Origin of the sequence: Devosia sp. (genome assembly GCF_030689745.1) — a bacterium.
GTDB classification, from domain to species: Bacteria; Pseudomonadota; Alphaproteobacteria; order Rhizobiales; family Devosiaceae; genus Devosia; species Devosia alba.
On the sequence record NZ_JAUYGL010000113.1, the window covers coordinates 1 to 19,427 of the forward strand.

The 19,427-nt window shown below is 63.1% G+C and carries 23 protein-coding genes; 13 read left to right on the forward strand and 10 right to left on the reverse strand.

Annotated elements, in window-relative coordinates; genetic code table 11:
* The 3 genes from hisH to hisB all read right to left on the reverse strand — a co-directional run.
* Window positions 1-515: imidazole glycerol phosphate synthase subunit HisH (hisH, locus tag Q8O80_RS10170; protein ID WP_305579355.1), on the reverse strand; the 515-nt coding region annotated here is incomplete at its 3' end.
* On the reverse strand, window positions 512-859 hold the full coding sequence (locus Q8O80_RS10175) for a DUF2628 domain-containing protein (protein ID WP_305579356.1): 348 nt from the start codon (window positions 857-859) through the stop codon (window positions 512-514). The genes hisH and Q8O80_RS10175, both read right to left, overlap by 4 nt.
* Before the next feature lie 164 nt (window positions 860-1,023).
* A complete protein-coding gene (gene hisB / locus Q8O80_RS10180) occupies window positions 1,024-1,611 on the reverse strand; it encodes an imidazoleglycerol-phosphate dehydratase HisB (RefSeq protein WP_305579357.1) in 588 nt (195 codons plus the stop codon).
* 514 nt (window positions 1,612-2,125) lie between these two features.
* Here hisB and hslV point away from each other — a divergent pair.
* From hslV to hslU, 3 genes are read left to right on the forward strand one after another with little or no spacing between them, the layout of a single operon-like run.
* Entirely contained in the window at window positions 2,126-2,686 is a 561-nt protein-coding gene (gene hslV, locus Q8O80_RS10185) for an ATP-dependent protease subunit HslV (RefSeq protein WP_305579358.1), read from the forward strand.
* Entirely contained in the window at window positions 2,683-3,201 is a 519-nt protein-coding gene (locus tag Q8O80_RS10190) for a GNAT family N-acetyltransferase (RefSeq protein ID WP_305579359.1), read from the forward strand. Before hslV ends, Q8O80_RS10190 begins: the two co-directional genes overlap by 4 nt.
* Before the next feature lies 1 nt (window position 3,202).
* Entirely contained in the window at window positions 3,203-4,513 is a 1,311-nt protein-coding gene (gene hslU / locus Q8O80_RS10195) for an ATP-dependent protease ATPase subunit HslU (protein WP_305579360.1), read from the forward strand.
* An 83-nt stretch (window positions 4,514-4,596) separates the two neighbouring features.
* On the opposite strand, the gene Q8O80_RS10200 is transcribed toward hslU, so the two are convergent.
* The 3 genes from Q8O80_RS10200 to Q8O80_RS10210 are packed head-to-tail and all read right to left on the reverse strand — an operon-like array spanning window position 4,597 to window position 6,305.
* A complete protein-coding gene (locus tag Q8O80_RS10200) occupies window positions 4,597-4,965 on the reverse strand; it encodes a helix-turn-helix domain-containing protein (RefSeq protein ID WP_305579361.1) in 369 nt (122 codons plus the stop codon).
* Window positions 4,962-5,561: a Smr/MutS family protein gene (locus tag Q8O80_RS10205; protein WP_305579362.1), complete on the reverse strand. Its 600-nt coding sequence runs from the start codon at window positions 5,559-5,561 to the stop codon at window positions 4,962-4,964. The genes Q8O80_RS10200 and Q8O80_RS10205 overlap by 4 nt, the downstream gene beginning before the upstream one ends.
* Window positions 5,562-5,591: 30 nt before the next feature.
* Complete coding sequence (locus tag Q8O80_RS10210; RefSeq protein WP_305579363.1) at window positions 5,592-6,305, reverse strand: Tim44/TimA family putative adaptor protein; 714 nt, start codon at window positions 6,303-6,305, stop codon at window positions 5,592-5,594.
* Between the two features lie 159 nt (window positions 6,306-6,464).
* Here Q8O80_RS10210 and Q8O80_RS10215 point away from each other — a divergent pair, with 159 nt between their 5' ends.
* Entirely contained in the window at window positions 6,465-6,923 is a 459-nt protein-coding gene (locus Q8O80_RS10215) for an FxsA family protein (RefSeq protein ID WP_305579364.1), read from the forward strand.
* An 81-nt stretch (window positions 6,924-7,004) separates the two neighbouring features.
* Complete coding sequence (gene secB / locus Q8O80_RS10220) at window positions 7,005-7,520, forward strand: protein-export chaperone SecB (protein WP_305579365.1); 516 nt, start codon at window positions 7,005-7,007, stop codon at window positions 7,518-7,520.
* Between the two features lie 64 nt (window positions 7,521-7,584).
* On the opposite strand, the gene dnaQ is transcribed toward secB, so the two are convergent.
* Genes dnaQ through Q8O80_RS10240 form a run of 4 tightly spaced genes read right to left on the reverse strand, consistent with a single transcriptional unit; the run spans window position 7,585 to window position 10,326 of the window.
* Window positions 7,585-8,313 (reverse strand): DNA polymerase III subunit epsilon, encoded by a 729-nt coding sequence (gene dnaQ / locus Q8O80_RS10225; protein ID WP_305579366.1) that lies wholly within the window; start codon window positions 8,311-8,313, stop codon window positions 7,585-7,587.
* Window positions 8,310-8,906, reverse strand: a complete 597-nt coding sequence (gene coaE, locus Q8O80_RS10230) for a dephospho-CoA kinase (RefSeq protein ID WP_305579367.1) — start codon at window positions 8,904-8,906, stop codon at window positions 8,310-8,312. The genes dnaQ and coaE overlap by 4 nt, the downstream gene beginning before the upstream one ends.
* Window positions 8,907-8,908: 2 nt before the next feature.
* Window positions 8,909-9,736 carry a shikimate dehydrogenase gene (locus Q8O80_RS10235; RefSeq protein ID WP_305579368.1) on the reverse strand — a complete coding sequence of 276 codons (828 nt, stop codon included), beginning with the start codon at window positions 9,734-9,736 and terminating at the stop codon, window positions 8,909-8,911.
* On the reverse strand, window positions 9,733-10,326 hold the full coding sequence (locus tag Q8O80_RS10240) for a Maf family protein (RefSeq protein ID WP_305579369.1): 594 nt from the start codon (window positions 10,324-10,326) through the stop codon (window positions 9,733-9,735). Before Q8O80_RS10240 ends, Q8O80_RS10235 begins: the two co-directional genes overlap by 4 nt.
* A 439-nt stretch (window positions 10,327-10,765) precedes the next feature.
* Here Q8O80_RS10240 and hemE point away from each other — a divergent pair, with 439 nt between their 5' ends.
* The 8 genes from hemE (at window position 10,766) to Q8O80_RS10280 (ending at window position 19,409) form a co-directional block, all read left to right on the forward strand.
* Window positions 10,766-11,791 carry a uroporphyrinogen decarboxylase gene (hemE, locus tag Q8O80_RS10245; RefSeq protein ID WP_305579370.1) on the forward strand — a complete coding sequence of 342 codons (1,026 nt, stop codon included), beginning with the start codon at window positions 10,766-10,768 and terminating at the stop codon, window positions 11,789-11,791.
* 30 nt (window positions 11,792-11,821) lie between these two features.
* Complete coding sequence (gene hemJ, locus Q8O80_RS10250; protein ID WP_305579445.1) at window positions 11,822-12,247, forward strand: protoporphyrinogen oxidase HemJ; 426 nt, start codon at window positions 11,822-11,824, stop codon at window positions 12,245-12,247.
* Window positions 12,248-12,498: 251 nt separating this feature from the next.
* Window positions 12,499-13,764, forward strand: a complete 1,266-nt coding sequence (gene rho / locus Q8O80_RS10255) for a transcription termination factor Rho (protein ID WP_305579371.1) — start codon at window positions 12,499-12,501, stop codon at window positions 13,762-13,764.
* 51 nt (window positions 13,765-13,815) lie between these two features.
* Window positions 13,816-15,108 (forward strand): tRNA uridine-5-carboxymethylaminomethyl(34) synthesis GTPase MnmE, encoded by a 1,293-nt coding sequence (mnmE, locus tag Q8O80_RS10260; RefSeq protein WP_371136161.1) that lies wholly within the window; start codon window positions 13,816-13,818, stop codon window positions 15,106-15,108.
* An 83-nt stretch (window positions 15,109-15,191) separates the two neighbouring features.
* The gene (gene mnmG / locus Q8O80_RS10265; protein ID WP_305579372.1) at window positions 15,192-17,054 is read left to right on the forward strand and encodes a tRNA uridine-5-carboxymethylaminomethyl(34) synthesis enzyme MnmG; all 1,863 of its coding nucleotides are present in this window, start codon (window positions 15,192-15,194) and stop codon (window positions 17,052-17,054) included.
* On the forward strand, window positions 17,054-17,701 hold the full coding sequence (gene rsmG / locus Q8O80_RS10270; RefSeq protein WP_305579373.1) for a 16S rRNA (guanine(527)-N(7))-methyltransferase RsmG: 648 nt from the start codon (window positions 17,054-17,056) through the stop codon (window positions 17,699-17,701). Before mnmG ends, rsmG begins: the two co-directional genes overlap by 1 nt.
* 24 nt (window positions 17,702-17,725) lie before the next feature.
* Complete coding sequence (locus Q8O80_RS10275) at window positions 17,726-18,526, forward strand: ParA family protein (RefSeq protein ID WP_305579374.1); 801 nt, start codon at window positions 17,726-17,728, stop codon at window positions 18,524-18,526.
* Between the two features lie 10 nt (window positions 18,527-18,536).
* Window positions 18,537-19,409 carry a ParB/RepB/Spo0J family partition protein gene (locus Q8O80_RS10280; protein ID WP_305579375.1) on the forward strand — a complete coding sequence of 291 codons (873 nt, stop codon included), beginning with the start codon at window positions 18,537-18,539 and terminating at the stop codon, window positions 19,407-19,409.
* Window positions 19,410-19,427: the final 18 nt, after the last annotated feature.

The following is a 19,427-nucleotide window of genomic DNA, read 5'->3' on the forward strand; positions in this document are numbered from 1 at the left end:
AGCAGCGTGTCCGGGCTGTCGGTGACCAGGTGATAGGAGTGCACGAAATAGGCGTGCAGCCCGTCGGGGCCATCGGGGATATTGTCGAACAGCTTGTGGGCCCTGGTGATGGAAATGGTGTTCCAGCCCATATGCGGCACCTTGAGCGCCGGGTCGGACGGGACAATCGCCTCCACCGCGCCGGGGATCCAGCCGAGGCCCGGGGTCACGGTCTTTTCGCGCCCTTCACTGGCCATCAGCTGCATGCCGACGCAGACGCCCAGAAATGGCGTGCCGCCGGCGATGACGGCCTCATCAAGCACCTCGACCATGCCGGGCACGGCGTCGAGCCCGGCCTTGCAGTCGGCAAAGGCGCCGACGCCGGGCAGCATGATGCGGTCGGCCCGGCGCACGCGCTCGGGGTCGGCGGTCACCTCGATGGTGATGCCGCCCAGCCCCTGGGCCATGCGCTCGAACGCCTTGGCCGCCGAGTGCAGATTGCCGGCGCCGTAATCGATAATCGTCACCAGGCTCATTGCATTGCCTCCAATTGGGCGAGATCGGCACTGGCGGCGACGCGGTCACCGCGATGGCGCCAGCCGCGCCAGGCCAGGCCATGGCGGCGCAGGCCGGGGGCGGCAAAGCCGAGCCAGAGGACCAGCAGCCCATAGAGCAGGAAGGCAGCGCCATCGCCGATGAACGGCGCGAGCAGGATCAGCGCGACCAGCTTGACGCAGAACACCACCAGCTCAAGCCAGAGCCCGTGGCACAGCAGAAACACCGGCGGCAGCAGGGCGGCCAGCCAGGAGAAGCGTTCCGGGATCGCCGCCGGCAAGGCGGGCTTGCCGGGCCTGGGATCGAAGATGGCGTAAAGGGTCACACTTTTCTCCAGCACCGCGATGTCATTCCGGCGCAGCCGGAATCCATCTTGAGATCTCGGGATGGCCCCGGCCTTGGCCTGTCTTTATGCATCACGCGACAGGCGGGCCCGGGGTGCCACCCTGGATGGGGACGATCTAGTGCAAAAGGCGCGAAAACAAAAGCCTAGAGCGTGCCCTTGGTGCTCGGCACCCGATCGGCCGCGCGGGAATCGATTTCCACGGCCTGGCGCAGCGCCCGGGCCACCGCCTTGAACATCGACTCGGCCAGATGGTGGTTGTTGTCGGTGTAGAAATTTTCGATATGCAGGGTGATGCCGGCATTGCTGGCAAAGGCCTGGAAGAATTCGCGGAACAGTTCGGTGTCCATCTCGCCGATCTTGTCGCGCGAAAATTCGGCCCGGAACACCAGGAACGGGCGGCCGGACACATCGAGCGCGGCGCGGGTCAGCGTGCCGTCCATCGGCAGATCGACCGAGGCGTAGCGGCGGATGCCCTTTTTGTCGCCCAGTGCCTGGCTCACGGCCTGGCCCAGGGCAATGCCGACATCTTCCACGGTGTGGTGGAAATCAATGTGCAGGTCGCCGCTGCAGGCCACATCCATATCGATCAGCGAGTGGCGGCTGAGCTGGTCCAGCATGTGGTCAAAGAACCCCACCCCAGTCGCCATGGCGTGCGCCCCGGTGCCGTCGAGGTTGATCGAGACCTTGATCTCGGTCTCGTTGGTCTTGCGGGCAATCTGGGCGGTACGCATGATCTGGCTCTTTCGAATGGTCGGCGCTGTCCTAGCAGATAAGCGCAAACGCATAAAGATAGCGTTGCCAGGGGTGGTTGACGGCAGCTTCAGTGCCGGGCGTACCAATTCGCAAGTCCGGCGCGCGCGAGGGGGTCGGCTTTGACACAAGAAAACCTGTCCATCTTGTCCCCGCCGACAGAACCGGCCGCATACTGCTGCCCATCACTCCGCACGGGCGGCCTGCAGGCGAACAGTGGCGGGGTGAGCCGGGTGTGGCTTTTGCCTGCCGCACAGGTTCCAGTCCGGCCGTGCGAGGGCGAGCGACCCCGTGCCGCCGTACAGTTCCAAAAACCGGCGCCCCGAGGCGGATACCGTCTCACTAATTTAACGTACCAGAGGCGGCAGACGCCTCGGGGCCCGCTCAGCTGCCTCAACCGTGCGGTCCGCCGACCGCGCGGCGCCGCGCCATGCATTGCAATCGCTGCCTCACCACCTAAATATCATGCAACGGTTCTGGAGTAATTTTCCCATCATGAGTGATTCAGCATTTCCCGGTTGGCACGGGACAACCATCGTTTCCGTGCGCAAGGGCAATAAGGTGGTGGTGGCGGGCGACGGTCAGGTCTCGATGGGCCAGACCGTGATGAAGCACACCGCCAAGAAGGTGCGCCGGCTGGCCGGCGGCAAGGTGATCGGCGGCTTTGCCGGGTCCACCGCCGATGCCTTCACGCTGTTCGAGCGGCTCGAAGCCCGGCTTGAGCAATATCCCGATCAATTGATGCGCGCGGCGGTGGAACTGGCCAAGGACTGGCGCACCGACCGCTATCTGCGCAAGCTTGAAGCCATGATGATCGTGGCCGACAAGAAGGACACGCTGGTGCTCACCGGCACGGGCGATGTGCTGACCCCCGACCACGGCGTCACCGCGATTGGCTCGGGCGGCAATTATGCGCTGAGCGCCGCCCTGGCGCTGCATCAGGGCACCGAGATGGATGCCGAGGAAGTGGCGCGCCGCGCCATGGCGATTGCCGAACAGATCTGCGTCTACACCAATGGCAATGTGACGCTCGAAGCCATCGAGCTCGATCCGTGAGCTGGGCCGTCCGCCGTCTGACGCGCAAGGACTTCGCCGCCTATCACGCCCTGCGCCTTGAGGCCCTGACCAACCATCCGGAGGCCTATGGCACCGCGGCGGAGAGCTTTGCGGCCCGGCCGGCGGCCGAGATCGAGGATTTCCTCAGCCTTCGGGCGCTGTTCGGGGTGGTGACAGAGACGGGCGAGCTGGCCGGGATCGTGCTCTACGACCGTGACAGTGGCGAGCGCGAGTCCCATCGCGGCTGGCTGCTGCAGGTCTACCTCAAACCCGCCATGCGCGGCACCGGCGCCGCGCTGGCCCTGCTCGAAACCGCCATCGCCCATGCCGGCAGCGAGGTGCTGCAGGTGCATCTGATGGTGGGCGTGCACAACCTGCCGGCCATCCGCCTCTATGAGAAGGCGGGCTTCAGGATCTACGGCACCGACCCCCGCCGCCTCTACGTGAACGGTCGCTATATCGACGAACACATGATGGTGCGCTTGCTCGACAAGGCACCAGGAAAGACAGACTGAAATGACTGAAACCAATTTCTCCCCGCGCGAGATCGTTTCCGAGCTCGACCGCCATATTGTCGGCCAGAACGACGCCAAGCGGGCCGTCGCCGTGGCGCTGCGTAATCGCTGGCGCCGGCAGCAGCTGCCGCCCGAATTGCGGCGCGAGGTGAGCCCGAAGAATATTCTGATGATCGGGCCGACCGGCGTCGGCAAGACCGAGATCTCGCGCCGCCTGGCCCGGCTGGCCCAGGCGCCGTTCATCAAGGTGGAAGCCACCAAGTTCACCGAGGTGGGCTATGTCGGTCGCGATGTCGAGCAGATCATCCGCGATCTGGTGGAAGCCGGCATTGCCGTGCTGCGCGACAAGCGCCGCGCCGATGTGCAGGCCCAGGCGCACCAGAATGCCGAAGACCGGGTGCTTGATGCGCTGGTGGGGACCTCGGCGACGCCGGCGACCCGCGACTCGTTTCGCAAGAAGCTGCGCAATAACGAGATCGATGACAGCGAAATCGAGATCGAGATGACGCCGTCCAGCAATACCGGCGGCTTTGAAATCCCCGGCATGCCCAATGGCGGCATCGGCATGATCAACCTTTCGGACATGTTCAAATCGGCCATGGGCGGGCGCGGCGTCAAGCGCAAGATCAAGGTCAAGGACGCCTATGAGCCGCTGATCGCCGAGGAAGCCGACAAGCTGCTCGATCAGGACCAGCTCAAGGTCGAAGCCATCGATCTGGTGGAAAACCACGGCATTGTCTTCATCGACGAGATCGACAAGGTGGCCCATCGCGAAGGCGGGGCGCAGGGCGGACCGTCACGCGAGGGCGTGCAGCGCGACCTGCTGCCGCTGATCGAGGGCACCACGGTCGCCACCAAATATGGCCCGGTCAATACCGACCATATCCTGTTCATTGCCTCGGGCGCCTTCCATGTCAGCAAGCCGAGCGATCTGCTGCCCGAATTGCAGGGTCGCCTGCCGATCCGGGTGGAGCTGAAGGCGCTGACGCGCGGCGATTTCATCCAGATCCTCAACGACACCGAGGCCAGCCTGATCAAGCAGTATATCGCGCTGATGGCGACCGAAGGGGTGACGCTGGAGTTCTCCCAGAACGCCATCGAGGCGATTGCCGACGCGGCGGTGCTGGTCAATGACAGTGTGGAAAATATCGGTGCCCGCCGCCTGATGACGGTGATGGAGCGGCTGGTGGAAGACATCAGCTTTGACGCGCCCGACAAGCAGGGCCAGACCATCGCCATCGACGCGGCCTTCGTCGCCGACAAGGTGGGCAAGCTGGCTGGCGATACCGATCTGAGCAAGTTTGTTCTGTAGCGAAACGCCTGCGTTTTCAGTCGACACCCTCCCCCTTGCGGGGAGGGACCAAGGGAGGGGGTCGCTCAGTGGGTGCGAGGGAACTAGCGCTTCTTGCTGCTGCGCCGCATCAGATCGTCGCGCAGAGCGCGCAGATCCTCGGCGTCGAGCTTGCCGATGGCGCCGGCCAGCCGGTTGGTCAGCTCGGTCGCCTCGGGGGCCAGCCCGCCGGTATCGATGGTGATCTTGGGATCGCTGATCTCGGCGAGGCGCTGCAGCTCCTCGGCCTCGTCCCAGATGACGTTGAAAAAGGCGATGATGCGGTGCAGCAGAAAGCCGGTCGGCTTGCCGCGCCTTCCATGCTCAAGCGCCGAGAGATAGGCGCTCGAGACATTGATGGCCGCCGCCATGTCCTTGAGGGACACGCCGCGCTCGGCGCGCATTTGCCTCATCCTGGCGCCCAGCGGGGTCATCGGCGGCGCAGGCGCACATACCACGCCCCCTCCCCACCATGACCGCGCGCCGCCGCCGACCAGCCCGAGACCAGGGAGGACAGCACAGGTTCATTGAGCCAGATCGGCAGCATGGTGCGCAAAATCCCCCTGCCGGTCATGGCGGCGATATAGTCGTCGTCGGATTTGAGGCCCTTGCCGGTAATCACCAGAATGGTGCGGGCGCCCTGGGCCGCCTTGGCCTGGACAAAGCGATGCAGCGCGTCCCGCGCCTGCGACTGCGTCATGTCGTGCAGGTCGATCCTGCCATCGATGTCGAGCCGGCCGCGGCCCAGCTTCTTGCGGATCGAGGGGTCAACTGCCTTGTCGGGCCGCTGGGCGTTTGGCGCCGGGGCCTGATAGGGCGGCAGGAAAGGCTGGCGCGGCGGCAGGCGGCGGGGCGCCGGCTTGACGCCGGCCTGGTCGTCGGGCGGCGCGGACCGCTCCTCGCCCGGCAGCGGCAGGGGGCCGGTCCCCAGCTTGAGCAGCCCCTTGCGACGCAGCGGATCGACCGTCGCGGCGACGGTCGTCCAGAGGTGGAAATCGTGCGGCAGGCGCTTGGGATCACGCTTGGACATGGCAATGAACCGGACGCTTGGGACCGTGGATCAGTCGAGCTGGCTGGTGGTGATGACTTTCCAGTTCGGATCGCGCGATTTCGGATTGCGGGCGAAGGTCCATTCATCGGCGATGGTCTGGACCTGATCGGCATTGCCTTCCACCAACTCGCCATCCTTGTCGCGGGTGGCCGACACCACTTCGGCATGGAAGCGGACGGTCACCAGCACATTCTTGCCGTCGAATTCGGCGTCGGCATATTCCACCTTGGGCAGGCCGACAAAGGTGAAATCGACGGTCTGGCCGGCCGCTTCGCGCTCGGTGATGGCGCGCTGGAAGCCGTCAAACACGTCCTTCTCCAGCAGATTCTTCAGCATCGGCCGATCGCCGGCGGCGTAGCCGGTGACGATCATCTCATAGGCCTGCTTGGCGCCATCGAGGAAGGATTTGGGGGTGAAGCTGGCATCGGCCTCGGCCACCGCCTTGAAGCCGGCGGCCAGTTCGGCATCGCCATGGGCAAATTGTTCGATCTCGGCCTCGAGCTTGCGGGCGCGGCGCTCATCGTCGAGTTCGGGTGCCGGTGCGCCGCGCGGGCGGAGCGGCACGACGGTGTCTTCATTGGCGGGGGCATTGCTGGGCTTGCGCCGTTCGAGCGGCGGCCGTTCCGTGCCGGTGCGGGTGCCGAGCACCGAGCGCAGCCGGAACAGGACAAAAACCGCGACGGCGATCACGATGAGAGTGGGCAGATCGAAGAATTCGTCCATTGGGCAGGTACCTTACGGTCGGCTAGGATGGAAAATATCACGGCAGCGCTCGCGGCGCGCCCGATTTGAACTATATATAGGCAAAGCCTCACCCCAAAACCAGTTCACGTTGGGGTAAACGCCGTTTTGCCGCGCTTTGTTCGAGAAGGATACCCAGTTTTGGCCCGTTTTTTTGCTCTCGGCCTGCTTGTGCTGCCCATTATCGAGATCGCCCTGTTCATCAAGGTGGGTCAGAGCATCGGCCTGTGGCCCACCCTGGCGCTGATTATCGGCGCGGCGCTGCTCGGTGGCCTGCTGCTGCGCCAGCAGGGCCTGCAGATCGTCGGCCAGTTGCGCAACAATATGAGCAGCGGTCAATTGCCGGGCCGTACCATTGCCGAAACCATGATGATCGGGCTGGCGGCCCTGTTGCTGGTGCTGCCCGGATTTCTCAGCGATATCGTGGCGCTGGCCCTGCTGCTGCCGCCGGTGCGCGGCTGGATCTATGCAGGCCTGGCCAGCCGCCTGACCGTGGTCAGTGCCAGCGCCAGCTATCGCAGCACAAGGCAGGCCGAAAACCCCCGCATGGGGGGCCCCGGCACCATCGATCTGGACGAGGATGACTATCGGCCGCAGTAACCGTTGGGGCCGGGGTGTGCTTGTGGCTCCAGCACAAAGATGGTAGCCAGCAACAACGCTTTTTCGACAAAGGAACCGTCTATGAGTGACGAGACCCAGGGCGACGCAACAGCCCAGGAAAACACGCCTTCCATGAACATGGTGGGTCAGTATATCCGCGATCTGTCGTTCGAGAATCCGGGCGCACCGGGCTCGATCATGGCAGGCGGCGCCAATCCGGCCTTCAACGTCTCGATTTCGGTCGCCGTCAAGAAGCAGACCGAGGAGGTCTATGCCGTTGAGCTGACGCTCAATGCCAAGGCCAATCGCGAGCAGACCGTGCTGTTCAATGTCGAATTGATCTATGGCGGCGTGTTCCGGCTCAAGAATGTCCCCGAGGCGACGCTCAGCCAGCTGCTGATGATCGAGTGCCCGCGCCTGATCTTCCCGTTTGCCCGCCAGGTGCTGGCCAGCGTCACCCAGCAGGGCGGCTTCCCGCCCCTGATGATGGAACCGGTCGATTTTGCCGCCATCTATCGGCAGAACATGGCCAAGCTGGCTGCCCAGCAGGGCGCTACCGCGCCGGCAGCGCCCGATGGCACGGGCAAGCCGAACTGATCGGCGAGCCTTGCCCGTCAGCAAGAACCCCGGAGCGATCCGGGGTTTTTTTATTGGCTGGTGCTCAGGAGCCGGCGGCACGATAGCGCTGCCAGATCGACTCCTCGCCCAGGGTGGCAATGAAAGCGGCATGGGCCGCGGCCTCGTCCGGGGTCAGCCGCTGGGGCAGGGCATGGGGGCGCTGCGAGGCGGTGACGCGCGTGGCAATGGCGTCGACGCCCGAGACGGTCGTTTCGGCGATGAGGGCCAGGCTGACCTGCTTGCCGCCGAGCAGCTCGAGATAGACCTCGGCCAGGATTTCGCTGTCGAGCAGGGCGCCATGCAGGGTGCGACGGGTATTGTCGATGCCATAGTGCTTGCACATGGCATCAAGGCTGACCCGGGCGCCGGGATGCTTCTGGCGCGCCAGCATGACCGTATCGATCACCTTGTTGGCCAGCGGCCTGTGGCCGGCCCGTTCGAGTTCGGCATTGAGAAAGCCCATATCGAAGGAGGCATTGTGGATCACCAGCGTCGCGTCGCCGATAAAGGCGCGGAAATCCTCGACCACGGCGCCAAACAATGGCTTGTCGGCCAGAAATTCCTCACTCAGCCCATGCACACGAAACGCCTCTTCAGGCATGGAGCGTTGCGGATTGACGTAAACGTGGAAGTGCCGGCCCGAGGGAATGTGGTTGATCAGCTCGACGCAGCCGATTTCGACCAGCCGATCGCCGGCAGCGGGCGACAGGCCGGTGGTTTCGGTATCCAGCACGATTTCGCGATTGAGGGCGGGATCGGCGGCAGGGTTCATGGTTTGACGTCCTTGGCGCGAATGCGGGCGACCAGCGCCGCCACCATCTCTCGTATCCTGGCTTTGGGCAGGCCAGTATCAAACAGATAGCTGGCCCGAGCCTTCTTGTCGGCCTGAGGCAGCTGGCGGGCAAGCATGGTATCGAGCTTTTCCCCGCTCATTGCCGGCCGCGCCAGGGCCCGCTGCCGCTGGATGGCGTCATCGACCCAGGTCACGGCAATGGCGTCAAAGCCATAGTCAAAGCCGCTTTCAAACAGCAGCGGCACTTCGACAACGGCCAGGGCGTGCCCCTGTCGCTCGGCGCTATCAAGGAATTCTGCAATGCGGGCACGCACCAGCGGGTGGACAATGGCCTCGAGCCGGGCAAAGCCGGCCGGGTCCGCGGTGAGGGCGCGCGACAGCGCCGCCTTGTCGATGACGCCGTCGGGCGCGGTACCGGGGAACGCTGCCTCAACCGGCCCAACAGCTTCGCCGGCATAGAGTTCGGCGACTGCCTGATCGGCGGAAAACACCGGCACGCCGAGATCGGCGAACGCCTGCAAGACGGTGGATTTTCCGGTTGCGATGGAGCCGGTCAGGCCGATACGCCACATGCTCAAGGCTCCAGCGATGCTTCAACGGCGCGGCGCAAGGCGGGCGTCACCTGCGGGGCTACGCCGAACCAGGCGGCAAAGCCCGGTACCGCCTGATGCAGCAACATGCCCAGACCATCAACAGTGCGCAGGCCGCGCGCCTTGGCATCGGCCAGCAAGGGGGTCAACAGGGGCGCATAGACGATATCGGTGACCAGGCCATTGTCGGGCAATCGGCCGAGGTCAAAGCCCTCAAAGCGCGTGCCATGCAGGCCAATGGAGGTGGTGTTGACCACGAGGCCCGCGGCTGGCGCCAGCGCATTGAAATCGCTCAGGGCACCGGGCGTGATGGCGCCGCCAATGTCAGCGGCCAGGCTTTCGGCCGTGGCGAGGGTGCGATTGAGCAGGTGTACCGGGATCTGTCGGTTCTGCAGCGCGACCAGTATGGCCCGTGCGGCGCCGCCGGCACCCAGCACGATGGCGGGTTGAGCCGATCGCTCCCACTGCGGCGCACCGGCATCAAGATTGCCCAGAAAGCCCAGATAGTCGGTATTGCTGCCCAGGACCTTGCTGTCGCGCACCACCAGCGTATTGACCGCCCCTATGGTGCGCGCCAGCGGGTCGACCTCGTCACACAGCGCAAAGACGGTCTGCTTGTGTGGAATGGTGACATTGCCGCCGGCAAATTCGCCGCTGCGCAACCGATCAAAAAATGCAGGCAGGGCGTCGGGCGGCACATCGATGGGCTCGTAGCTGCCATCAATGCCATGTTCAGCCAGCCAGGTGCGATGGATCAGCGGGGAGCGTGAGTGATTGATCGGATGGCCGATGACAAAGGCTTTGATCGTCACCTGAGCGTCTCGGGCGCAATGGCGCGCAGGGCAGCCAGTAGCGGCAGCAGCGGCAGGCCCAGAATGGTGAAATAGTCGCCGACGACCTTTTCGAACAGGTGAATGGACGGACCTTCGAGGCGATAGCCGCCAACCGAGCCAAAGACGGCGTCGCCCTCCCGGTCCAGCACGTCATCGCGCTCGCTCGGCGTGAAGTCGCGCATGGTGAGCTCGGCCGTCTGAATATCGGACCACAGCACGCTATCGTCACGCACCAGGGTCACCGCTGCATGCAGGCGATGGGTCTTGCCGCGCAAGTGCTCGAGCTGGGCGGCAGCATCGGCGCGATCGACCGGCTTGTGCAGCAGCGTGGTGCCCAGGCTCAAGGTCTGATCGGCGCCAATGACAAGAGCACCGGGATGACTGCGGGCCACCGCTTCGGCCTTGTGCCGGGCCAGTAACAGGGCCACGTCGCGCCCGTCGCCGCCAGCGGCAACAGCATCGGATTCCAGCGTCCGCTCGTCGATGCTGGCGGGGACGGTGACAAAACTCAATCCGGCCTGCTCCAGCAGGGCTTTGCGGGTGTTACTCTGTGAGGCGAGGATCAACATGAAGACATGTTTTCCACACTGTCATGCACAGCTCAAGCCCAAGCTGTGACAATGACTCATGACTTTGACCAAAGGGCAAACTTGTTCGACCTGGTTACCAAATTGTTAACACGCCGACTTCGAACCCCGGCGCGGCTGGCCTTGCATAGCTCTGGGGATAACCCGGTCAGGCGGCAATCGGCTTACCAAGCGGTTGTACACATGGCGCAGCGAATCATTGACTCCGGAGTCGGCCTGTTAAGCTTTCGTTAAGGAGTGTTAAGGACCGGTTACCATCAGCCCGCCGCGACAGAGTTAACATAGTGTTAACCATCACGCTGCGCGCTTGTGCCACGAGCCATGGTGATTGTGGAAGCGCGTGAATTGCCGCAAAACACCGTCATGATAATACAAATACGAAGTCAGAAAGACTCTTTAGGGGTTTTGGAAGGAGTCAAACGTGACCGGTAAGCCTTTGCTCGACACCGTGCTCGGCCAGCGTCAGGCACGGCCACCCATCTGGATCATGCGCCAGGCGGGACGCTATCTGCCCGAGTACCGGCAGACCCGGATCAAGGCCAAGAGCTTTCTCGAACTCTGCTACAATCCAGAGCTGGCGATTGAAGTGTCGCTGCAGCCACTGCGCCGGTTCGATCTCGACGCAGCGATCATGTTTTCCGATATTCTGGTGATCCCCGACGCACTGGGCCAGAAAGTCCGCTTTGAACAAGGCGAAGGACCGATCCTGGATCCAGTGGATGAAACCATCATTGCCTCGTTGCAGCCGGAGCGCGCCCTCGATCATCTGGCGCCCGTGCTGGAGACCCTCAAAGGGCTCAAAGCGGCGCTGGCACCTGAAAAGACCCTGATCGGCTTCTGTGGCTCTCCCTGGACGGTGGCGACCTATATGATCGGCGGTCGGGGCTCGACCGATCAGGCGGCGGCGCGATTGTTCGCGGTGCGGTACCCCGAAGCCTTTGCGCAGCTGATGGATACTTTGGTGCAGACCAGTATCGACTATCTGGTGGCTCAGTTTGCCGCCGGCGCCGATGTGGTGCAATTGTTTGAAAGCTGGGCGCTCAATCTGGACGATGCCGCTTTTGACGAGCGGGTGATCGATCCCAATCGACGGATTGTCGAAGGGGTGCGGGCCAGGGTGCCCAATGCGCCGATCATCGGCTTTCCACGGGGTGCGGCGGGTAACCTGGCACGCTATGCGGCAGTAACCGGGGTCAATGCGCTGGGGCTTGATTATGCGACGCCGCTGGATTTTGCCAGCAAGCAGCTGCCAAAGGAGTTGCCGGTGCAAGGCAATCTTGATCCGCTGCGCCTGGTGGTCGGCGGGGCGCAGATGGATGCGCGGGTGGACAGGATTGTCGACGCGTTCAGCGATCGACCGCATATTTTCAATCTGGGCCATGGCATTGTGCCGGAGACCCCGATTGAGCATGTGGCGCAGCTGATTGCCCGGGTAAAGAACGGCTAGAGCCTTGCAACTGCTGAGGAGTTTTTGGTGATGGAATGGGTCAAGGCGGCGCATGTGCTCTCGGTAATCGCCTGGATGGCGGGGCTGCTCTATCTGCCGCGGCTGTTTATCTATCACGCCGGGGTGGCCGTTGGTTCGGAGGCGTCCGAGACCTTCAAGACCATGGAGCGCAAGCTCTATCGCGGCATCACCACCCCGGCGATGATCGCCAGCTGGATCTTTGGGCTGTGGCTGGCCTTTGGCTATGGGCTGGTGGATTTTTCGCAGGGCTGGATGTGGGTCAAGGCGCTGACTGTGATCGTGCTGACCGGGGTGCAAGGGTTCTATGGCTCGCTGCGCCGGGCTTTTGCCGAAGACCGCAACAGGCGCAGCCATAAATTCTTCCGGGCAATCAACGAAATTCCGTTCGTGCTGGCGATCATCATCGTCATCATGGTGATCGTAAAACCGTTCTAGGCAATTGCCGTTCGAACATTGCCGGGCTCTCGGAGAATCGCGCCGCTGCTGCGGTTTTGCTCTGGCCCTGTCGCTGTTTCACGTGAATCTGCGCTTTGGATGGCGGTTCATCCTTGAAACGGCGCCCGGATCGCGTTATGTGGCGTGCAACGCATCCCATTCACAAGCCGACCCGCCCGGGTCGCTGCGCGGTGCCTACCCCTCCCAGATCGACTACACGTCCAGATTTCCCTCAAGGGTTTATCGATTACATGCAGAATATGAAGCTCAGCGAGCTCAAGGCCAAATCTCCGGCCGAATTGCTGGTGTTCGCCGAAGAACACGAGGTCGAGAATGCCTCGACCATGCGCAAACAGGAATTGATGTTTGCCATCCTCAAGGAACTGGCCGCCCAGGAAGTGGACATCACCGGCGAAGGCGTCGTTGAGATCCTGCCGGACGGTTTTGGTTTTCTGCGTTCGCCGGATGCCAATTATCTGCCGGGTCCCGACGACATCTATGTCAGTCCCAGCCAGATCCGGCGCTTTGGACTGCGCACCGGTGACACGGTCGAAGGCCAGATTCGCTCGCCCAAGGATGGCGAGCGCTATTTTGCCTTGCTCAAGGTCAACACCATCAATTTCGAAAATCCCGAGGCGGTTCGCCACAAGGTCAATTTCGACAATCTGACGCCGCTCTACCCCGAAGAACGCCTGCGCATGGAAATGCCCGATCCGACGATCAAGGATCGTTCGGCACGGCTGCTCGACCTGGTGGCGCCGCTCGGCAAGGGTCAGCGCGCCTTGATTGTTGCTCCTCCACGTACCGGTAAGACGGTACTGTTGCAGAATATCGCACAATCAATCGCTGCCAATCACCCCGAATGCTATTTGATCGTGTTGTTGATTGACGAACGGCCCGAAGAAGTGACCGATATGCAGCGCTCTGTGCGCGGCGAAGTCATTTCCTCGACCTTCGACGAACCCGCCAGCCGCCACGTGCAGGTTGCCGAAATGGTGATCGAAAAGGCCAAGCGCCTGGTCGAGCACAAGCACGACGTGGTGATCCTGCTCGATTCGATCACGCGTCTCGGCCGCGCCTACAACACCGTTGTCCCCTCATCGGGCAAGGTGCTGACCGGTGGTGTTGACGCCAATGCCTTGCAGCGCCCCAAGCGCTTTTTCGGTGCCGCCCGCAATATCGAGGATGGCGGCTCGCTGACCATCATTTCGACGGCGCTGATCGACACCGGTTCGCGCATGGACGAAGTGATCTTTGAAGAGTTCAAGGGCACCGGCAACTCGGAAATCATTCTCGATCGCAAGGTCGCCGACAAGCGCATCTTCCCGGCCATCGACATCACCAAGTCGGGCACACGCAAGGAAGAGCCGCTGATCGAGCCCGACATCCTCAAGAAGATGTATGTGCTGCGCCGTATCCTCAATCCAATGGGAACGATCGACGCCATGGAATTCCTGATGGACAAGGTTCGTCAGACCAAGACGAATTCCGACTTCTTCGATTCGATGAACACCTAGAACTATGGGCGCGCCGCTGTTTGCTGCCGCCCGTATTTCGGCCTGATCGAGATGCGATCGGGCGATACCATTGTGGCGCTGTCCTCCGGGACACCGCCGTCCGGTGTGGCCGTGATCCGGCTGTCCGGACCCAGAGTTCCAGAGATTCTGCAGGCCGTATGCGGCGGCGTTCCAGAGCCGCGCCGCCTGGTTTTGCGCCCGATTGGCCAGGACTCGCTGCTTGACCGTGGCCTGGTGGCCTATTTCCCGGCGCCCCACAGTTTTACCGGCGAAGACAGCGCCGAATTGCAGGTGCATGGCTCGCCCGCCGGCGTCCGCGCTATTCTGCGCCTGCTGACCAAACTGGGCGCGCGACTGGCAGAGGCGGGCGAGTTCACGCGGCGCGCCTTCGAAAACGGCAAGCTCGATCTGGTGGAGATCGAAGGGCTGGGCGACCTGCTGGATGCGGAGACCGAGAATCAGCGCAAGCAGGCGCTGGCCCGTTTTGAAGGCGGCCTGAGCCAGCGCATCGACGCCTGGCGCCACCAATTGCTGGATCTGCGCGCGGAAATCGAGGCCAGGCTGGACTTTTCCGATGAAGGCGACGTTGCCGACACACTGCCGGACAGCTTTGGCGACAATATTCTGGAACTACAGGCCGATATTGCCGCAGCCCTGGCCTCAGCCGAGCATGGCCGGATTGTGCGCGAGGGCATCAGGGTAGCGCTGGCCGGTGCCCCCAATGCCGGCAAGTCCAGCCTGCTCAATGCGCTGGCCCGATCCGATATTGCCATTGTTACCGACGAGGCAGGGACGACGCGCGACGTGCGCGAAGTGCCGCTTGATATCAACGGGCAGCTCTACGTGCTGCTCGATCTGGCCGGGTTGCGGGATGCCGACAGCAAGGCCGAGGCCGAGGGCGTGCGGCGGGCCCGGCTGGCGATTGAGCAGGCCGACATTGTGCTGTGGCTGAGTGCGCCCGATATTGCCGAAGAAGATGACGCATTGCGGCGCAAGGCCAGTCTGCGTATTGGCACCAAGGCCGATCTCGGTGTGAGCGAGGACGTCGACTTGGCTGTTTCCGCCCGCAGCGGTAGTGGCCTTGATGCGCTGCTGGCGGCAATTGAGCGTCTGGGGCAGGAGCTTGCCGGTGGCGAACCTGCACTGATCAGTCGCGAACGGGATCGCCTGGCGCTGGCGGCAGCGATTGCGGCGTTGACAGCGGCCCAGCAGCAATTGGCGGCCCCGGAGCTGGCCGCCGAGAGCCTGCGCATTGCCTCGCAGGCACTAGAACGGCTGATTGGCCGGATCGACGCCGAGCGCGTGCTGGACCGGCTGTTTGCCAGCTTCTGCATCGGCAAATGATTCACGTGAAACAGTGTTGTGAGCAGCGCGGAATTGATTCACGTGAAACATTGGCCTATTGAGCGCGTCTGGAGATCAGAGCCATGACTGACTATGCAGTGATCGTCGTTGGCGGCGGGCACGCTGGCTGTGAGGCAGCAGCGGCCGCCGCGCGCCTGGGTGTTCCGACCGCCCTGATCACCCACAAGATCGCGACAATCGGCGAAATGAGCTGCAATCCGGCCATTGGCGGCCTCGGCAAGGGCCACCTGGTGCGCGAGATCGACGCGCTGGACGGGTTGATGGGCCATGTCGCCGACGCTGCCGGCATCCAGTTCCGCGTGCTCAATCGCCGCAAGGGTCCCGCCGTTCGTGGCCCGCGGGCCCAGGCGGATCGCCAGCTCTATCGCCAGGCCATGCAGGCGGCCATTGCCGGGCAGAGCAATCTCGAGGTCATCGAAGGCGAGGTGGACGATATTGAGGTGACCGATGGCGTGGTCAGTGGCGTGCGCCTGCTGGACGGCAGGCGGTTCAGCAGCAAGGCGGTGGTGCTGACCACCGGCACCTTCCTGCGCGGTCTCATTCACAGTGGCGATCACAGCTATCCCGCTGGCCGCCTTGGCGAAAAGCCCGTGCTGGGTCTGTCGACACGGCTGGAGACGCTTGGCCTGACGCTGGGACGCCTCAAGACGGGGACGCCGGCGCGCCTCGACCGGGATAGCATCAATTACGCCGTGCTCGAAGAGCAGCCCGGGGACAATCCGCCTGAGCCCTTTTCCGCGCTGACCACGGCCATCACCACGCGGCAGGTGCCGTGTCATATCACCCGCACAACGGCGGCAACCCACGCGATCATCGCGGCCAATGTGCATCGCTCGGCGATGTATTCGGGGCGCATCCAGAGCCGGGGCCCGCGCTACTGCCCGTCCATCGAGGACAAGATTGTCCGTTTTGCCGACCGCGACAGCCACCAGATTTTCCTTGAGCCCGAAGGGCTCAATGACCAGACCGTCTATCCGAATGGCGTTTCGACGTCGCTGCCGGCGGAAGTGCAAGACGAGTTCCTGCGTACCATGCCCGGGCTGGAGAATGTCCGCATCATCCAGCATGGCTACGCCATCGAGTATGACTATGTCGATCCGCGCGAGCTGCGGGCCACGCTGGAGCTGAAGCGGCAACCGGGACTCTATCTGGCGGGCCAGATCAATGGCACGACGGGCTATGAAGAAGCCGGGGCGCAAGGCCTGCTGGCCGGCGCCAATGCGGCACTGGCAGCATTGGGCCGCGATGTGCTGGTGCTGTCGCGCACCGAGAGTTATCTCGGCGTCATGATTGATGATCTGGTGACCAGGGGGGTCAGCGAGCCCTACCGCATGTTCACCTCGCGTGCCGAGTTCCGGCTGCATCTGCGCGCCGATAATGCCGACCAGCGGCTGACACCGCTGGGGGGGGCTACTGGCCTGGTAGGACCACAACGCCAGGCGCTGTTCGGGGAAAAGTCGGCTGCGCTGGGGCAGGGCAGAAGCCTGCTGGGCAGCTTGACGGTCACACCCAATGTGGCGCGCAAGGCGGGGATCGCGGTTAATGAGGACGGCAAGTCACGGTCGGCGTTCGATCTGTTGTCTTATCCGGATGTGGGCATTGCCGATGTGACGCGCCTGTGGCCGCAACTTGCCGCGTTGAGCGCCCCCGTGGTCGAGCAATTGATGGTTGACGCGCAATATGCGGTCTATCTGGAGCGGCAGCGCGACGATATCGCCGCGGTGCGGCGCGATGAGCAGAAGCCGATCCCGGACGGCATTGACTATGCGGCCATTCCGGGTCTGTCGATGGAACTGCGCCAGAAACTGCAGCAGTTCCGGCCGCAGACCATCGCCCAGGCCCAGGCCATGGACGGCATGACCCCAGCCGCCGTCACCCTGTTGCTGGCGGTGATTCGTCGCGGCGAACTGCGCAAGGCCAGTTAATGAACGACCACGCCGCCATTGCGCCCTACGCGCCTTACTTCACCCGGTCATTCGAAGCCGTGGCCGCCGATCTGGAATCCTATGCTGCTTTGCTGCGAAAATGGCAGGCAGTGCAGAATCTTGTTTCACGTGAAACACTCGATGAGGTCTGGACCCGGCATTTTGCTGATAGTTTGCAGGTGTTGAAGCTGCTGCACGACGACGATCAGTCCTTTCTGGATATTGGCAGCGGCGGCGGCTTGCCGGCGATTCCACTGGCCATTGCGCTCAAGGGCTCGAATCGCCACTTCACCCTGATAGAGCCCAACGGCCGCAAGGTCAGCTTTCTGCGCACGGTGGCGCGCGAGCTCGAGCTGTTGATCACGGTAGAAGGCCGCCGCAGCGATCAGGTTGATTCACGTGAAACACCGGCGCCGGACGTCATTACCTGCCGTGCCCTGGCATCCCTGCCGCAACTCTGCAGCTGGATGGCGCCGTTCGTGACCCCCAAAACCCGGGCGATTCTGCACAAAGGGGGGGAACATGTTGAAGAAGTCGCGGAAACGCTTACGCGCTGGGATGTTAACGTGGTATCAACACCTAGTGACACTGATCGAAGCGGTGTCCTGCTCACGCTCACAAATTTGAGCGCGAAATCAGTAAGTTAGCGGCGAACGAGCTGGAGGCCGATAGTGGCGCCCCGTATCCTGACACTGGCCAATCAAAAAGGTGGCGTGGGTAAGACCACGACCGCCATCAACCTGGCGACCGCCCTGGCGGCGGTGGGCGAGCGCGTGCTGATCGTGGACATCGATCCGCAAGGCAATGCCTCGACCGGGCTGGGCATTTCACGCAATGACCGCGACGTCTCCTCCTATGATCTGCTGGTCGGTGAAGCGACCGTCGCTGAGGCGGCGATCATGACCAGCGTCCCCAATGTGGCCATCGTCCCCTCGACCATGGACCTGCTGGGCGTGGAGTTGACGATTGCCGAGCACGGCGACCGCGCCTTCAAACTGCGCAATGCCTTCAAGCAGATGGGCGATCTGACCATCAATGACAAGCCGGTCAGCTATATCCTGATCGACTGTCCACCCTCGCTCAACCTGCTGACAGTCAATTCGCTGGTGGCCGCTGATGCGGTGCTGGTACCGCTGCAGTGCGAGTTTTTTGCGCTCGAAGGGCTCAGCCAGTTGCTGCAGACCATCGAGCAGATCCGGTCGACGCTCAATCCGGGCCTGTCGATCCAGGGCGTGGTGATGACCATGTTCGACAAACGCAATAATCTGAGCGAACAGGTGCTCAACGACGTGCGCCATGAGATGGGTGCGCTGGTTTATGACACCGTCATTCCGCGCAATGTGCGCTTGTCGGAGGCGCCGTCCTATGGCAAGCCCGCTTTGCTGTATGATTTGAAATGTGCCGGCAGCCAGGCCTATCTGCGGCTGGCGACCGAAGTGATCCGCCGTGAGCGGCAGCTCAACGCGGCATAGGAGCCCGTCCATGAACGAAAAACCCACACGTCTTGGTCGCGGGCTGGCCGCCCTGATTGGCGACATGGCTATTGTCGAGGGCGCCCGCGTCACCGAATCGGGTGGCGTCAAGCGCCTGGCGGTGGATTTCATCATTGCCAATCGCGCCAATCCGCGGCGCACGTTCAATGATGAGCAGCTTGAGGAACTGACCAACTCGATCCGCGAAAAGGGCGTGATGCAGCCCTTGCTGGTGCGGCCGAGCCAGGACCCCAATATATTCGAGCTGATCGCGGGTGAACGGCGCTGGCGCGCGGCGCAGCGCGCCGGCCTGCATGATGTGCCGGTGATCGTGCGCGATGTGGACGACAAGGAAGCGCTCGAGCTTGCCATCATCGAGAATGTGCAGCGCGCCGACCTCAATCCGCTGGAAGAGGCCATGGGCTATGGCCAGTTGATCGAGCAGTTCGACTATACCCAGCAGGATCTGGCCCAGGTGATCGGCAAGAGCCGCTCGCATGTGGCCAATACGCTGCGCCTGCTGCGCCTGCCCGAGGATGTGCGCGAAATGGTGGCCAGCGGCACGCTGACCGCCGGCCATGCCCGCACGCTGATCACTGCCGAGGACCCTGCCACGCTGGCGCGCCAGATTGTGGCGGGTGGTCTATCGGTGCGCGACGCCGAGGCGCTGAGCCAGCAGCGCGATATTGCCGGCACCAAAAAGCCGAGTGGCGCGGGCAGCGAACGCGATGCGGATACGGTGGCGCTGGAACGCCGTCTCTCCGATGCGCTGGGGCTGTCGGTGTCGCTGGCGCATGGCGAGCGTGGTGGCAAGCTGGAAATCCGCTACAAGACGCTGGAACAGCTCGATGGCATCTGTCTCAAGCTGACCGGCACCAACTGATCATCACGCATCTTCGGA

Bases quoted from the DNA above. Each gene is read 5' to 3' on its own strand.
- Q8O80_RS10200 (WP_305579361.1), bottom strand. From the start codon at position 4,965: ATGACCCCGCTGGGCGCCAGGATGAGGCAAATGCGCGCCGAGCGCGGC.
- rho (WP_305579371.1), top strand. From the start codon at position 12,499: ATGCAGAATATGAAGCTCAGCGAGCTCAAGGCCAAATCTCCGGCCGAA.
- Q8O80_RS10210 (WP_305579363.1), bottom strand. From the start codon at position 6,305: ATGGACGAATTCTTCGATCTGCCCACTCTCATCGTGATCGCCGTCGCG.
- secB (WP_305579365.1), top strand. From the start codon at position 7,005: ATGAGTGACGAGACCCAGGGCGACGCAACAGCCCAGGAAAACACGCCT.
- hslV (WP_305579358.1), top strand. From the start codon at position 2,126: ATGAGTGATTCAGCATTTCCCGGTTGGCACGGGACAACCATCGTTTCC.
- rsmG (WP_305579373.1), top strand. From the start codon at position 17,054: ATGAACGACCACGCCGCCATTGCGCCCTACGCGCCTTACTTCACCCGG.
- Q8O80_RS10240 (WP_305579369.1), bottom strand. From the start codon at position 10,326: ATGTTGATCCTCGCCTCACAGAGTAACACCCGCAAAGCCCTGCTGGAG.
- hisB (WP_305579357.1), bottom strand. From the start codon at position 1,611: ATGCGTACCGCCCAGATTGCCCGCAAGACCAACGAGACCGAGATCAAG.
- dnaQ (WP_305579366.1), bottom strand. From the start codon at position 8,313: ATGAACCCTGCCGCCGATCCCGCCCTCAATCGCGAAATCGTGCTGGAT.
- coaE (WP_305579367.1), bottom strand. From the start codon at position 8,906: ATGTGGCGTATCGGCCTGACCGGCTCCATCGCAACCGGAAAATCCACC.
- mnmG (WP_305579372.1), top strand. From the start codon at position 15,192: ATGACTGACTATGCAGTGATCGTCGTTGGCGGCGGGCACGCTGGCTGT.
- Q8O80_RS10280 (WP_305579375.1), top strand. From the start codon at position 18,537: ATGAACGAAAAACCCACACGTCTTGGTCGCGGGCTGGCCGCCCTGATT.
- mnmE (WP_371136161.1), top strand. From the start codon at position 13,816: ATGCGATCGGGCGATACCATTGTGGCGCTGTCCTCCGGGACACCGCCG.
- Q8O80_RS10205 (WP_305579362.1), bottom strand. From the start codon at position 5,561: ATGTCCAAGCGTGATCCCAAGCGCCTGCCGCACGATTTCCACCTCTGG.
- hslU (WP_305579360.1), top strand. From the start codon at position 3,203: ATGACTGAAACCAATTTCTCCCCGCGCGAGATCGTTTCCGAGCTCGAC.
- hemJ (WP_305579445.1), top strand. From the start codon at position 11,822: ATGGAATGGGTCAAGGCGGCGCATGTGCTCTCGGTAATCGCCTGGATG.